Source organism: Pseudomonas sp. SST3 (assembly GCF_003325755.1).
Genome location: NZ_QORI02000001.1, coordinates 389,350 through 403,483 on the forward strand (window position 1 = coordinate 389,350; position 14,134 = coordinate 403,483).

Annotated in this window: 12 protein-coding genes; 5 read left to right on the forward strand and 7 right to left on the reverse strand. The window is 61.8% G+C overall.

Translation table 11 applies throughout. The annotated features are described in order from the left end of the window. Positions 1 to 441 precede the first annotated feature (441 nt). Genes DQ405_RS01915 through DQ405_RS01925 form a run of 3 tightly spaced genes read left to right on the forward strand, consistent with a single transcriptional unit; the run spans position 442 to position 3,654 of the window. Positions 442 to 828 (forward strand): response regulator, encoded by a 387-nt coding sequence (locus tag DQ405_RS01915; protein ID WP_168422665.1) that lies wholly within the window; start codon positions 442 to 444, stop codon positions 826 to 828. A gap of 34 nt (positions 829 to 862) precedes the next feature. Next, positions 863 to 3,268, forward strand: a complete 2,406-nt coding sequence (locus DQ405_RS01920) for a PAS domain S-box protein (RefSeq protein WP_168422666.1) — start codon at positions 863 to 865, stop codon at positions 3,266 to 3,268. After that, the gene (locus tag DQ405_RS01925) at positions 3,265 to 3,654 is read left to right on the forward strand and encodes a response regulator (protein ID WP_168422667.1); all 390 of its coding nucleotides are present in this window, start codon (positions 3,265 to 3,267) and stop codon (positions 3,652 to 3,654) included. The genes DQ405_RS01920 and DQ405_RS01925 overlap by 4 nt, the downstream gene beginning before the upstream one ends. A gap of 260 nt (positions 3,655 to 3,914) precedes the next feature. Here the strand turns inward: DQ405_RS01925 and DQ405_RS01930 are convergent, their stop codons facing one another. The 3 genes from DQ405_RS01930 to rpmB form a co-directional block, all read right to left on the reverse strand. Next, positions 3,915 to 5,408, reverse strand: coding sequence for an aldehyde dehydrogenase (locus tag DQ405_RS01930; RefSeq protein WP_168422668.1), 1,494 nt, complete (start codon positions 5,406 to 5,408; stop codon positions 3,915 to 3,917). 373 nt (positions 5,409 to 5,781) lie between these two features. Further along, positions 5,782 to 5,937 carry a 50S ribosomal protein L33 gene (rpmG, locus tag DQ405_RS01935; RefSeq protein ID WP_014854577.1) on the reverse strand — a complete coding sequence of 52 codons (156 nt, stop codon included), beginning with the start codon at positions 5,935 to 5,937 and terminating at the stop codon, positions 5,782 to 5,784. An 11-nt stretch (positions 5,938 to 5,948) separates the two neighbouring features. After that, positions 5,949 to 6,185 carry a 50S ribosomal protein L28 gene (rpmB, locus tag DQ405_RS01940; protein ID WP_025243688.1) on the reverse strand — a complete coding sequence of 79 codons (237 nt, stop codon included), beginning with the start codon at positions 6,183 to 6,185 and terminating at the stop codon, positions 5,949 to 5,951. A 613-nt stretch (positions 6,186 to 6,798) separates the two neighbouring features. Here rpmB and DQ405_RS01945 point away from each other — a divergent pair. After that, on the forward strand, positions 6,799 to 7,581 hold the full coding sequence (locus DQ405_RS01945) for an IclR family transcriptional regulator (RefSeq protein WP_168422669.1): 783 nt from the start codon (positions 6,799 to 6,801) through the stop codon (positions 7,579 to 7,581). A 12-nt stretch (positions 7,582 to 7,593) separates the two neighbouring features. Here DQ405_RS01945 and DQ405_RS01950 read toward each other — a convergent pair whose 3' ends face one another. Next, complete coding sequence (locus tag DQ405_RS01950; RefSeq protein WP_168422670.1) at positions 7,594 to 8,175, reverse strand: TetR/AcrR family transcriptional regulator; 582 nt, start codon at positions 8,173 to 8,175, stop codon at positions 7,594 to 7,596. Positions 8,176 to 8,267: 92 nt separating this feature from the next. On the opposite strand from DQ405_RS01950, the gene DQ405_RS01955 reads away from it, so the two are divergent. Further along, positions 8,268 to 9,176, forward strand: a complete 909-nt coding sequence (locus DQ405_RS01955) for an alpha/beta hydrolase family protein (RefSeq protein WP_168422671.1) — start codon at positions 8,268 to 8,270, stop codon at positions 9,174 to 9,176. Between the two features lie 159 nt (positions 9,177 to 9,335). Here DQ405_RS01955 and DQ405_RS01960 read toward each other — a convergent pair whose 3' ends face one another. From DQ405_RS01960 to DQ405_RS01970, 3 genes are read right to left on the reverse strand one after another with little or no spacing between them, the layout of a single operon-like run. Beyond that, entirely contained in the window at positions 9,336 to 10,478 is a 1,143-nt protein-coding gene (locus tag DQ405_RS01960; RefSeq protein WP_168422672.1) for an acyl-CoA dehydrogenase family protein, read from the reverse strand. Positions 10,479 to 10,490: 12 nt separating this feature from the next. Next, on the reverse strand, positions 10,491 to 11,687 hold the full coding sequence (locus DQ405_RS01965) for an acyl-CoA dehydrogenase family protein (protein WP_168422673.1): 1,197 nt from the start codon (positions 11,685 to 11,687) through the stop codon (positions 10,491 to 10,493). Between the two features lie 43 nt (positions 11,688 to 11,730). After that, positions 11,731 to 13,836, reverse strand: coding sequence for a 3-hydroxyacyl-CoA dehydrogenase NAD-binding domain-containing protein (locus DQ405_RS01970; RefSeq protein ID WP_168422674.1), 2,106 nt, complete (start codon positions 13,834 to 13,836; stop codon positions 11,731 to 11,733). Positions 13,837 to 14,134: the final 298 nt, after the last annotated feature.

Sequence of the window (14,134 nt, forward strand, 5' to 3'; positions counted from 1 at the left end):
CGCCGGACCATTATCTGCCCCTGACGATACATTGCGCGCCCGCCCGTCGCAGCATCGCGACTTTTCGATGGGCGCCGGTGTACGCAGATGCGCACCAGGCTAATTTACCGCTCGCTCGCCTGGTCGCGGGCCGCTCTAGCTCTGCGCTCGCCGCATGCTCGCCAGCGTTCGTCAGCGGATGGTTTTCGATGCTGACCAGCCGACCGGCGGCAGACGCTGAGCGAAACGCCTAAGCTGATTGGAGTTGCCTCTGTTCAGCGTCAGATCCAAATGGCACGGCGTCTCGCCCGCGCCAGGGTAATGGAGCGCAGAATCGCCAGCCGACCTTGGCAACCCCGGGCGCTGGTGCCCGCCAAGCAATTTTTTTCCGAGCAATGCGCCAGCCGACCATCAAACTGGCAAACTGCTGTTCAAGTGCCGGAGCACTGCCGGAGGTCCCGCATGACCGAGCTGAAACGGATTCTGCATGTCGAGGACGACCCGTCCATCCAGGCGGTCGTCAAAGTAGCGCTGGAAGCGATCGGAGGTTATCAAGTGCTGTCCTGCTCGTCCGGCCTGCAGGCACTGGGAGAGGTTGAATGGTTCGCACCGCAGTTTATCCTGCTCGATGTGATGATGCCGGGCATGGGCGGTACGGAAACCCTCGCCCGGCTCGGCGAACAGGTCGACCTGGCGCAGGTGCCGGTGGTCTTCATGACCGCCAAGGCTCAGCCCGGCGAGCTCGAAAATCTGCGCAAACTCGGCGCACGCGACGTGATCATCAAACCGTTCGATCCGATGCGTCTGGCCAGCCGGATCCAAGCAATCTGGGAAGCCGGCGACGCCTAAGCCGCCGTCCCCACCTCAACGAGACAGTCAGCAGATGGAGTCATCGAAATCGATGCCGGCGCCTTCCCCTCCTCCCCGCGAATTGTCCCGGCTCGCCGCCCTGCTGCGCTACGAAATCCTCGATACACCGGACGAGTCCGCCTTCGATGACTTCACTCAGCTGGCGTCGTATATCTGCGACACCCCGATTGCGCTGATCTCGCTGGTTGATGATCACCGCCAGTGGTTCAAGAGCCGCTTCGGCCTCGATGTCAGCGAAACCCCGCGGGAGATCTCGTTCTGCACCCATACCATCGAAGGCCAGGGCATTTTCGAGGTCAACGACGCACAACAGGATCAGCGTTTTCAGCAAAATCCGCTGGTGACTGGCGCCCCTCGCATCCGCTTCTATGCCGGCACGCCACTGACTTCGCCGGATGGCTACAACCTCGGCACGCTCTGCGTAATCGATCATCAGCCGCGCCAGCTCAGCGATGCGCAGCGCGACGCCCTGGCGAATCTGAGCCGACAGATCATGCGGCTGTTCGAAGAGCGCCTGCAGGGCCACCGCTACGCCGAGCAGGCGGCGCTGCAGCAGGCCCTGATCAACAGCGCCGGCAGCGCGATGCTGCTGACCACCGCCGACGGGCGGATATCGGGCGTCAACCCGACCGCCGAACGCCTGTTCGGCTATTCCGAGCAGATGCTGGTCGATCAATCGCTGACCTCGATATTGTTTCCGCCGGACGCCCTCGCCCGTCGCGCGAGCATCCTCAGCGACGAACTGGGCGAGATCATCGAGCCGGGATTCGCCGTGCTCACCGCACCATTGCTCGAAGGTCGCCGCGAGATGCGCGAGTGGCGTCTGCTGCACCGCACCGGAGAGAGCGTGCCGGTACTGCTGAATGTGTCGGCAATTCACGACGAACGCGAGCTGCTGCGCGGTTACATTATCAGCGCCTATGACCTGGCCCATCAGGAGCGCTTGCAGCTGCGTCTGCAACAGATCGCGGCACAGGTTCCCGGCATGTTGTTCCAGTTCTGCTGGCGACCCGACGGAACCAGCTCCTTCCCGTACCTTAGCGAGGGGGTCGAGGATATCTACGGGCTGAGTGCGGCCGAGATGACGCCAGGCATCGGCCCGGTCTTCGACCGCATTCATCCTTGTGATCGCGAGCCCGTGCTGACAAGCATCGGCAAGGCCGCCTCGACACTCACACCCTGGTACTTCGAGCACCGTATCGATCACCCCCGCAAGGGCTTGATATGGGTCGAGGCACGCGCCACGCCGATGCGTCAGGCGGACGGGTCGGTACTCTGGCACGGGCTGGTCACCGACATCACCGACCGCAAGGCCGAGCAGCTGGAACTGGACAAGCAGCAGGAAATGAACCGACGCCTGCTCGAAGCCCTGTCCGAAGCTGTCGTCGCCTGCGACTCGGAAGGCCAGCTCACCCTGTTCAACCACACCGCCCGGCTCTGGCATGGCGTCGACGCGCAGCGCCTTACGCCGGAACAGTGGCCGGCCGCCTATCACCTCTGCCAGACCGACGGTGTGACGCCGATGGCCTATGAGGAAGTCCCGCTGACGCGTGCCTTGCGTGGCGAGCGCATCCGCAACCTGGAGCTGACCATCGTCAACCAGGGCATGATCCGCCACGTCTCAGCCAATGCCGATCCGATGTATGCCTCCAACGGCCAGCAGAACGGTGCCGTGGTGGTGCTGCACGACATCACCGAGCGCAAGCAGATCGAGACGCTGCAACGGGATTTCGTCTCCACCGTCAGCCATGAGTTGCGCACACCGCTGACCTCCATCACCGCCTCGCTCGGGCTGATCTGCGGCGAGGTGATCGGCGAAGTACCGGAGCACCTGCAGGAGCTGCTGGATATTGCCCATCAGAACAGCAAGCGCTTGAGCGCGCTGATCGATGACCTGCTGGATATAGACAAACTCTCGGCTGGCAAGATGCGTTTCGAGCTGCAGCTGCAGCCACTGCAACCTCTGCTGGAGCAGGCCCTGCGCAGCAACCAGGGTTACGCCGAGAGTTATTCGGTCACCACCGAGCTGATCAGCTGCCCCTCGGTGTCGATCAGAGTCGATACGATGCGGCTGGAGCAAGTATTGAGCAATCTGCTATCCAACGCAGCCAAATACTCGCCGCCTGGCGAGACCGTCGAGCTGTGGGCCGAAACGGTCGATGCCCATAAAGTCCGCGTCAGCATTCGCGACAAGGGGCCGGGGATTGCCGATACCTTCCGCGAACGGATATTCAGCAAGTTTGCGCAGGCGGACGCTTCGGATACGCGCCAGCAAGGCGGTACCGGCCTTGGCCTGGCCATCAGCAAGGAGTTGATCGAGCATATGGACGGACAGATCGGTTTCGATTCGGCCCCTGGCGCAGGCGCCTGTTTCTGGTTCGAGCTGCCCTGCTATCCGTTACATGAGGCTCAGCCATGAAGCCATTGCAGCGGATCCTTCATGTCGAAGACGTCCCGTCCATTCGAGTGGTAACGCGGATCGCCCTGGAGAAGCTTGGTGGCTTCCAGGTGCTCAGCTGCGCGTCTGGCCTGGAAGCGCTGGAACAGGCCCAGCGCTTCGCACCTGACATGATTCTGCTGGATGTAATGCTGCCGCAGATGGGCGGCATCGAATTACTGCGTCAGCTCTCGCTGCAGATTGATCTACGGCAGACGCCGGTAGTGCTGCTGACCGGACAGCCGAACGAACCCGCCGATGCAGGCGAGCTGCAGCGGCTCGGTGTACGCAAGCTACTGCAGAAACCATTCGACCCCCTGCAACTGGCGACGCAACTGCAAGAAATCTGGAATTCCGAGCAGCGATGACAGCGCCAATCTGTGCTACGCAGCGGGTTGCCAAACGCCCTCGGCGACACTGACGAATTCGCGCAGCGCGCCGACCGCTTGTCGCGAATTCGAGCCGGAGCAGCGCCGACGTCGCTGCTGAAGCTCGCAGGCCTCCGCGTCGTCTGGCCGGCATTGCTGAACTCGGCTAACCCCTTTTTGGGATCAGCCGCACCGGTAGCCGCTCGGCGCACAAGCTGACCGTCGACGACACCTTTCAGGTTTGACTTGCCGCTGTCCCTTCAAAGCTTTATCCAGGTTGCCTTCAGCTCGGTGTATTTGTCGAAGGCATGCAGTGACTTGTCGCGACCGTTGCCGGATTGCTTGAAGCCGCCGAACGGCGCGGTCATGTCGCCGCCGTCGTACTGATTGACCCAGACGCTGCCGGCCCGCAGCGCCTTGGCGGTCAGATGGGCCTTGGACAAATCGGCAGTCCACACCGCCGCTGCAAGGCCGTACGGGGTGTCGTTGGCGATCGCGACGGCCTCTGCCGCCGTGTCGAACGTAATCACCGACAATACCGGGCCGAAGATTTCCTCCCGGGCGATCTTCATTGCATTGCTGACACCATCGAAAATAGTCGGCTCGACGTAAAGGCCGCCAGTGTCTTGCAGTGTCCGCTGGCCACCGATAAGCACCTGAGCGCCATCGTTGCGGCCGGCTTCGATGTAGCCGAGCACGGTATCCAGCTGCTGCGTGTCAACCAGGGCTCCGACATTGGTCGCCGGGTCCAGCGGATTACCTGGCTTCCAGCCCTTCAGCGCCTCGACCACCAGCGGCAGGAAGCGCTCCTTCACCGCGCTTTCCACCAACAGACGCGAGCCGGCCGTGCAGACCTCCCCCTGGTTGAAGGCGATGGCGCTGGCAGCCGAGCGGGCTGCAGCTTCGAGATCGGGCGCGTCGGCGAAGACGATGTTCGGGCTCTTGCCGCCCGCTTCCAACCAGACCCGCTTCATGTTGGATTCGCCAGCGTAGATCATCAGCTGCTTGGCGACCCGCGTGGAGCCGGTGAATACCAGCGTATCGACGTCCATATGCAGCGCCAGCGCTTTGCCCACGGTGTGTCCGTAACCCGGCAGCACATTGAGCACCCCCGGCGGAATGCCCGCTTCGATGGCCAGTTGCGCCACACGGATCGCACTCAGTGGCGATTTCTCGGACGGTTTGAGTATCACCGAGTTGCCGGTGGACAACGCCGGACCGAGCTTCCAGCACGCCATCATCAGCGGGAAGTTCCATGGCACGATGGCCGCCACCACACCGACCGGCTCACGGGTGACCAAGCCCAGCTGATCATGCGGAGTCGCCGCTACTTCGTCGTAGATCTTGTCGATAGCCTCACCCGACCAGCGCAACGCATTGGCCGCCCCGGGGATATCGATGCTCAGCGAATCGCCGATGGGCTTGCCCATGTCCAGGGTTTCCAGCAACGCCAGCTCTTCGGCGTTGGCTTGGAGGAGATTGGCGAAGCGGATCATGACCGCCTTGCGCTTGGCCGGCGCCAGCCGCGACCAGACGCCCGACTCGAAGGCCATGCGCGCGCTGATCACGGCGCGGTCGGCATCAGCTTCGTCGCAGCTCGCCACTTGCGCCAACACACGCCCATCGACCGGACTGATGCAATCGAAGCTGGCCGCTGCGCTGGATGCCGTGTATTCGCCCTGAATGAAGGCACGACCTTCGATGCGCAGGTCGCGGGCACGCTGTTGCCAATCGGCGAGAGTCAGGGTGGTCATGGGGCGTCCTCTGGTATTGGTCAATAATCAGAAAGGCACCCTAAACCAGCAGCGCCAGGGCTATCAATATTTTTTACGAAATGCCTAATTTACGCCTTTTAATGTTCGTTTTTTAAAACATGGCTTCGCCAAACCAGCTATGTGAATAACGTTGCGTACAGCATAGCCGTCAACCTGTACCGTCGGCGCGGACCGGAGCCAGTGATCTCGCCGCACCGCAGAACTTTTCGAATGCTCCTTTGCCAACCACACATTACGCTTTCGTCAGCTTCGAGCGCATCGAGTCGACCCCGCAACAACAGCTGGCAGAACGGTCGCAGCCAGAAACGAAAAAACCCGCCAATTGGCGGGTTTTTCTTCAAGGGCCGATCAATTACTTGATCTTGGCTTCCTTGTAGATCACGTGCTTACGCACGACAGGATCGTACTTCTTGATTTCGATCTTGTCGGGGGTGGTGCGCTTGTTCTTGTCGGTGGTGTAGAAGTGGCCGGTACCGGCGCTGGACACCAAACGGATCAGGTCACGCATGATAGTTCTCCTTAAACCTTTTCGCCGCGAGCGCGGATTTCAGCCAGAACGGCGTCGATGCCGCGCTTGTCGATAACGCGCATGCCCTTGGCGGTCAGGCGCAGACGTACGAAGCGGTTTTCGGACTCGACCCAGAAGCGATGATGCTGCAGGTTCGGCAGAAAACGACGACGGGTTTTGTTGTTCGCGTGGGAAATGTTGTTCCCGGTTACCGGACCCTTACCGGTAACTTGACAGACTCTCGACATGCCTCAGCCCTCTAAAACCACATGCCCAACCCGGCATGGGTTGGCCGCTTGAATTCAATTGTCTTTTTGGCGCTCAGCGCCACGTTTCGTTGGGGTCTTACCGGCTACGCGGCAAGCGAAGAAACCGGGCCCCTAGAAAAGAGCGCTGCTTTATATCAGAAAGCCCCCCTAGCAACAAGCATGGCGTGACTTTTCCTTGCCGGCCGCTTTGGGCGCAAACCCCGGCAAGAGCAGGCCTGGAGCAAGCATTCATGGATTCGCCGTTCGTCGCCTGACACCCCGCGATCAATCAGCTTATATAGCCGAAGCGGCGCCGTTGCGATGCCATCTTTGAGCGTTGCCGTCCGGCCATCATTGCGGGTTACGAATAACGAGCAGTGACCTTAATAGCCCGCTGATACTTACCTTATCGGTGCGCCACTCTTCAAAAATCGAATTATAGTTTTACTGTGCGGAATGCAGGATCGTTTTTTTCAGCTACCATGGAATAAATCTTCACAGCAATGCAGGCGATGCCAAGCCTAAGGGTGCCCCGTAGCCGCACTGCCTGCCATCAGGGCGATCTGCTATCGTTCGCCCCCGCTGCCCCATTACCAGACAGACCGATATCACCATGAGCGACGCTGAAGACATCGAGAACCCAAAGGACCGCAAATTCGTCGAGGCCTTATCTCGCGGGCTGGATGTACTGCGCGCCTTCACCCATGGCTCGGTGGTGATGGGCAATCAGGATATCGCACGCATCACCGGGTTACCGAAGCCTACGGTGTCGCGTATGACCTACACCTTGACCAAGCTCGGCTACCTCAGCTACTCGCAGCAGCTCGAGAAATATCAGCTCGACTCCGGCGTGCTGGCGCTGGGTTATGCCTACGTTTCCAACCTGCGCGTGCGCCAGCTGGCCAAACCGTACATGGACGAGTTCGCTCGTCGCACCAATACCTCCGTCGGCCTGACCTGCCGCGATCGGCTATCGATGATCTACGTGGAGAACTGCCGCCCCGCCGAAGTATCGACGCTGCGCATGGATGTGGGTGTGCGTCTGCCACTGGCTACCACCGCCGCTGGCCGTGCCTTTCTGGCCGCCACTCCGGAAAAGGAGCGCGAGCACCTGATGGCCGCGTTGGAAACCAAATACGGCGACGACTGGCCGACGATGAAACGGTCGCTAGAAGAGTCTTTCGATGAGTTCAGTCAGCACGGCTTTTGCCTGTCACTTGGTGATTGGGATCGCAACGTGAAGGCCGCCGGCGTGCCGCTTCGCCTGGCCGATGGCAGCATCATGGCGCTAACCTGCGGGGCGCCGTCGTTCCAGCTCAGTGAAGAAACCCTCCGGGGCTCGCTGGCGCACCAGCTGGAAATGCTCGCCCGGGACATCGAGAGTCTCGGCGTCTAATCTAAGCCTTGGTTACTGGGCTTTGACGCTCGCCCAGGCGATCTCGGCCAGCAGCTCGCGGCAATCGGCCAGCGGTGTACGCGAGCGCCCCGCCAGCCAGTTGCGCGCCATGTCGTGACAGGGCCCGATCACCACCGCTAAAAAGCAGTCCCCAGGCATGCGGCGAAACGCGCCGCTGTCGCGATGGCGGCGCAGAATCGCAGCGACACGCTCTCCGTGGGTTCGATTGACCTCCTTCAGCCGCTCGCCCATCTCCCCCGCCTCGACCCGGCCACGGTTATGCAGCACGAAGCGCGCCCAGTCCGGGTTCGCCACCACCCAATCGATATAGCTAGTGACGAACAGCTTGACGCAGGCTTCGGCATCCAGCGTCTCGATCAATCCGGCCTCCAGCAACGTGGCGTATTCGCCAATGCCTTCCAAATAGAGCGCAGCGATGATCCGCTCGCGATTGCCGAAATGGTGGTACAGGCTGCCAATGCTGGCGCCAGAACGGTCACGGATCATCTCGATCGTGGTGGCTTCAACCCCGTATTCGGTAAAACAGGCAAGCGCGGCCTGAAGAATGTCTTGCTTGCGGCTACTGCGGGCCATCCGGCCTCCGAATAGAATACTTTTCTAGAATTAAATTCTACTGCTCGTATACTGCACCGATCCAGGCAATATAAAAAGACCGGAGAACAGGCATGGCGACGATACAGGCTGAAGCACTCTCGATCGACAACGGTAACGGCCATCAGCTCGCTAGCTGCTGGTACAAGCCCGCTGGCACACCACGCGGCGCCGTGCTGATCGCCCCGGCTATGGCTGTGAAACAAGATTTTTACGGCCATTTCGCCAGTTGGCTCGCCGAGCGCGGATTTCTGGTGGTGACCTTCGACTATCTCGGCATGGGCCAGTCACGTCATATTCCTTTACGCCAGCTCGATGTAGATATCCTCGACTGGGCCCGCCACGATTGCAGTGCCGTGCTGGCAAAGGTCGCGGAAGCGGCCGGAGAGCTACCGTTGTATTGGATTGGGCACAGCGTCGGCGCGCAGATCTTGCCGCTAGTCAAAGGTCACGAGCGGCTCACCCGCATCGTCACCATCGCCGCGGGCAGCGGCTACTGGCGCGAAAACAGTCCACAGATCAGACGCCAGGCATGGTTGCTCTGGCATGGGCTGGCCCCGCTGCTAACGTCTCTGTTCGGCTACTTTCCCGGCGGACGCATCGGCGCGGTCGGCGATCTGCCGGCCGGGGTCATCCGCCAATGGCGTCGCTGGTGCCTGCATCCCGAGTATCTGGTCGGCGTCGAAGGCGAGTCGATGCAACGCGCCTTCGCATCCGTGCAGACGCCGATGACCTCGCTCTCCTTCACTGATGACGAAATGATGTCGGCGCGCAATACGGAATCGCTGCATGGCTTCTATACCCGCGCGCCGAAGAGCATGCACCGCATCGCCCCAGGTGAAGTCGGCGCGGATCGCATCGGTCACTTCGGCTTCTTCCGCCGAGCCTTCGCGCCAACGCTCTGGTCGAATTATCTGCTGCCGAAGCTGGAGCAATGCCAGCAAGACCAGCCTGATGCACTGACCACAGCGAGGTTGGCATAGGGGTACAAGCTGGCCGGCGGGAGCTTTCTTTCTTCGCCGCAGGGTGGGCTTCAGCCCACCGCCAATGCTGAAGCGAACGCCGCCCGGCCCGCCCGACAAAAGCATACCTAGAAAGCAAAACCGGGCCATAGGCCCGGTTGCTGTGCTGCGATCAAACGATCACGCCACCTGCATCAAGTTCGCATAGGCCTTCAGATGATGATCATCATCACCGAACTGGTGGGCGATCATCACCAGGCGCTTGGCGTGGTGGGCGAGGTTGTATTCCCAGGTCATGCCGATGCCGCCATGCAGCTGGATGGCTTCCTCTGCCACCTTGCGGGCGGCGCGGGCGCAGATGTACTTGGCGGCGGCGATGATGCGGCTGCGCTCGTCGTTGTCTTCGCCGTCGGCAAAGGTCGCCGCGAGGATCGCCATGCTGGTGGCCTGCTCCAGCTCGGTCTGCATGTCCACCATGCGGTGCTGCAGCACTTGGAACTTGCCGATCGGCACGCCGAACTGCTTGCGCGTCTTCAGGTAGTCGAGGGTCAGCTTGCAGGCTTCGTCCATGCTGCCCAAGGCGTCGGCACACTGAGCAGCGATGGCGCGGCCCTGCTGGTAACGCAGCGCCGGGAGCGTATTGCCGATTTCGCCGAGCGCCGCATCTGCGCCTAGCTGCACGTTGTCTAGGAACAGCTCGCAGCCCTTGCGCCCGTCGATGGTCGGGTAGACGCGGCGGCTCACGCCTTGGGCGTTCGGATCGACGAGGAACAGGCTGATACCGGTTTCGTCGCGGCTATCGCCTGCGGTACGCGCGGAGACGATGATCTGCCCGGCGCTGTGCCCGCCGATCACCACGGCCTTGCGTCCGGACAGGCGATAACCGCCGTCCACCGCTTCAGCCTTGGTCTGTACATCGTTGAGGTTGTAATGACTCTGCGCCTCGTCGAGCGCCACCGCCAATTGCAGCGAGCCGGCCGCCACCTGCGGCAGCAGATCCTCTTTCTGCGCGTCGCTGCCCAGCTGGTTGAACAATCCGCCGCCAAATATAACCGATTGCAGATAGGGCTCCAGCGTCAGGCCACGGCCCAGCTCGGTCATCACCAACATGGTTTCCACACCGCCGCCGCCAAAGCCGCCGATCTCCTCGGCAAACGGCACGGCGGTCAGGCCCAGCTCTCCCAGCTGGCCCCAGAACTCGGCGGAGAAGCCCAGTTCCGACTCGCTGAATTTCTCGCGCTGCTCGAACGGGTAGGCGTCGCGCACCAGACGCGCCGCGGTATCTTGCAGCATTTGCTGCTCTTCAGTCAGTTTGAAGTCCATTGCGGTGCCCCCTTACAGCTCGAGAATCATCTTCGAGACGATGTTCTTCTGGATTTCGTTGGAGCCGCCGAAAATCGACAGCTTGCGCATGTTGAAGTAGTCGCCAGCCAGCGACGCGCTGTAGTCGGCGTGCAGCAGCTCGCCTTCATAGTCCAGCTGCAGTTCTTCATCGAGGAACGGCAACGCATAAGGGCCGATGACCTTGCGCAGCAGGCTGGTGATGGCCTGGCGGATCTCGGTGCCCTTGACCTTGAGGATCGAGGACTCCGCTCCCGGCACGCCGCCCTCCTTCGCCGCGGCAAGAGTGCGCAGCGTGCTCATTTCAATGGCCATCAGCTGCATCTCGACTTCCGCAACCTGGGCGCGGAACAGCGGGTCTTCCAGCATCGACTTGCCGTCGCAAACTTCCTTCATGGCGATGCGCTTCAGATGCGCCAGCGCCGCCTTCGAGGCGCCGATACCGGCGAGGCCGGTGCGCTCGTGGGTCAGCAGGTACTTGGCGCAGGTCCAGCCCTGGTTTTCCTCGCCGACGAGGTTTTCCACCGGCACCCGGACGTTGTCGAAGAAAACTTCGTTGACCTCGTGGTCGCCGTCGAGGGTGATGATCGGCCGCACGCTGATGCCCGGCGTGCTCATGTCGATCAACAGGAAGCTGATGCCGCGCTGCTGCTGGGCTTCAGGATCGGTGCGCACCAGGCAGAAGATCATGTTGGCGTGCTGCCCGAGGGTGGTCCAGGTCTTCTGGCCGTTGACCACGTAGTGATCACCGTCGCGCACGGCGCGGGTCTTCAGACTCGCCAGGTCGGAACCGGCGCCCGGCTCGGAATAGCCCTGGCACCACCAATCTTCGCCGGAAAGAATGCGCGGCAGGTAATAGTCCTTCTGCTGCTGGGTGCCGAACTTGATGATCACCGGCGCAACCATGTTGACGCCGAAGGGCACGCTACGCGGCGCACCAAAGGCAGCGCATTCTTCGTCGAAGATATGCTTTTCCACCGGGCCCCAAGTGGTGCCGCCCAGCTCCACCGGCCAGCCCGGTGCGTACCAGCCACGCTTGACCAGAATCTGCTGCCAGCGCTCATGGTCCTGTTTGGACATGTGCTTGCCGAGCTTGACCTTGGCGGCGATGTCCGCGGGCAGCTCGTTTGTCAGGAAGGCGCGCACTTCATCGCGGAAGGCGAGCTCTTCGGCCGTGTAGTTGACGTTCATGGGAAGGTCCTCATGGTGCGTTCGGATTGCAGGCGGGTCGCGCTCATTGCCCAGCCTGCCATTCGGTAAAGGTGCGGCCTTCGGCGGCCAGTTTTTCCAGCAGCGGCGCTGGCTTCCACCAGTCGCCGCAACATGCGTGCAGTTCCTTGACCCGCGCCAGCACGGTGTCCAGCCCGACGCTGTCGGCATAGAACATCGGCCCGCCGCGGAAGGCCGGGAAGCCGTAACCGCTCAGGTAGATCACGTCGATATCGCTGGAACGCTGGGCGATGCCTTCTTCGAGGATCTTCGCGCCCTCGTTGACCAGCGCAAAGATGCAGCGCTCGACGATGTACTGCTCGTCCAGCGCCTTTCGCTCGATGCCCTTCTCCTGCGACGCCGCTTCGAGCATAGGCGCCAATTCAGGGTTCTCCAGCGGCGTGCGGTTGCCCGGCTCGTAGCGGTAGTAACCGGCACCGGTCTTCTGCCCGAGCATGCCGGCGGCGCAGAGCTTGTCGGATACGGTGGGGAAATCCAGATGTGCCGGCAGCGTCGCGCGCTGGCGCTTGCGGATCGCCTGGCCGATGTCGAGGCCGGACAGGTCGCGCATGGCGAACGGCCCCATGGCCATGCCGAAGTTGCGCAGCGCACCGTCGACCTGTTGTGGCGTGGCGCCCTCTTCCAGCAGGAATTCCGCCTCGCGTCCGTACTGGAAAACCATGCGGTTGCCGACGAAGCCGTCGCACACACCGACCACCACCGAGACCTTTTTCAGCTGCTTGCCGATGGCCATGGCGGTGGCGAGCACTTCATCGCTGGTCTTTTCACCGCGCACCACTTCGAGCAGGCGCATGACGTTGGCCGGGCTGAAGAAATGCAGGCCGACCACGTCTTCCGGGCGCTTGGTGAAGGCGGCGATGGCGTTCAAATCCAGCGACGAGGTGTTGGAGGCGAGAATTGCGCCTGGCTTGCACACGGCGTCCAGCTGTTCGAACACCTGCTGCTTGACGCCCATTTCCTCGAACACGGCTTCGACCACCACGTCCACGTCTGCCAGTGCAGCGTAGTCAGTGACGCCTTCGACCAGCTTGAGGCGCGCTTCCATCACCTCCTCGGTCAGGCTGCCGCGCTTGACGCTGGCGGCGTAGGTATCACGGGCGCGCTGCAAGCCGCGCTGCAGCGCCTCGTCATTGAGTTCCAACAGCTTCACCGGCACGCCTGCATTGGCGAAGCTCAGGGCGATGCCGACGCCCATAGTGCCGCCACCGATCACCGCGGCGGTCTTGATCGGGCGTGGCTTCACATCGGACGGCAGGTCATTGATCTTGCCGGCCTGGCGCTCGGCGAAGAATGAATGAACCAACGCACCCCGCTGTGGCGAGTTCAGGCACTCGGCGAACAGCTCACGCTCACGCTTGAGACCTTCGGCCAGCGGCAGCTTGGTTGCCGCCTCGACCGCCGCGATACAACGCAGCGGCGAGAACAGCCCAGGCATACGTTTGGCGACTTCGGCATGCTTGGCGCGGATCAGCGCCTCATTATCGGCATTCTCCAAACCGCGGGTCTGCTCGCCGGTGCGACGCGGTGCGCGGCCTTCTTCGACCATACGGCGGGTATAGGCCAGGCCGCTTTCGCGCAGATCACCCTCGAAAAGCTCATCGACGATGCTGTGCTCAACCGCCTCGGCAGCACTGATCGGCGTGCCACTGACGATCATGTCCAGCGCCTTCTCGACGCCGGCCAGACGCGGCAAGCGCTGCGTGCCACCGGCGCCGGGCAACAAGCCCAGCTTCACTTCAGGCAGCCCGACCTTGGAATCCTTGCGGGCGATGCGGTAATGGCAGCCCAGCGCGACTTCCAATCCGCCGCCCAAGGCGGTGCCATGAATGACGGCGACGCTCGGCTTGCTGCTGCCTTCAATGACCTCGATCACCTCCGGCAGGCTCGGTGCCTGTGGCGGCTTGCCGAACTCCTTGATGTCAGCACCGGCGATAAAGGTACTGCCCTCGCAGACCAGCACCATGGCGCGAATCTGCGGGTCCGCCTCGGCGCTCTGAAAGGCCTGGAGCAGACCTTCGCGCACGGCCTGGCCGAGCGCGTTGACCGGTGGGTTGTTGACCGTGATAAGAGCAACTTCGCCCTGAAGTTCGAGCCGTACGACGTCTGTCATGGCAGGCCTCCGCTTGTGAAAATGATGATTGGATTTGTTATTTCACGGAATCAAGTTTCGCACAGCAGAATAGTCGACTCATTTCTGCATGTCGAGAGACTGGCAACAATCCTCTCGACTGGCAAGCGCCACCACCTCACCCAAATACACCGGGCGTCGCTTTTCGGCTGTTTTCGCGCCAGATCGGTGCGCCAGCCGGTATCGCCACGCCAAGGCGACCCGTAGACGACACCACAGCGGCTTTATAGGCTCAACGACCAGAGGGTTCATTGGCGAACGGGATAGCGAGCCATAAACA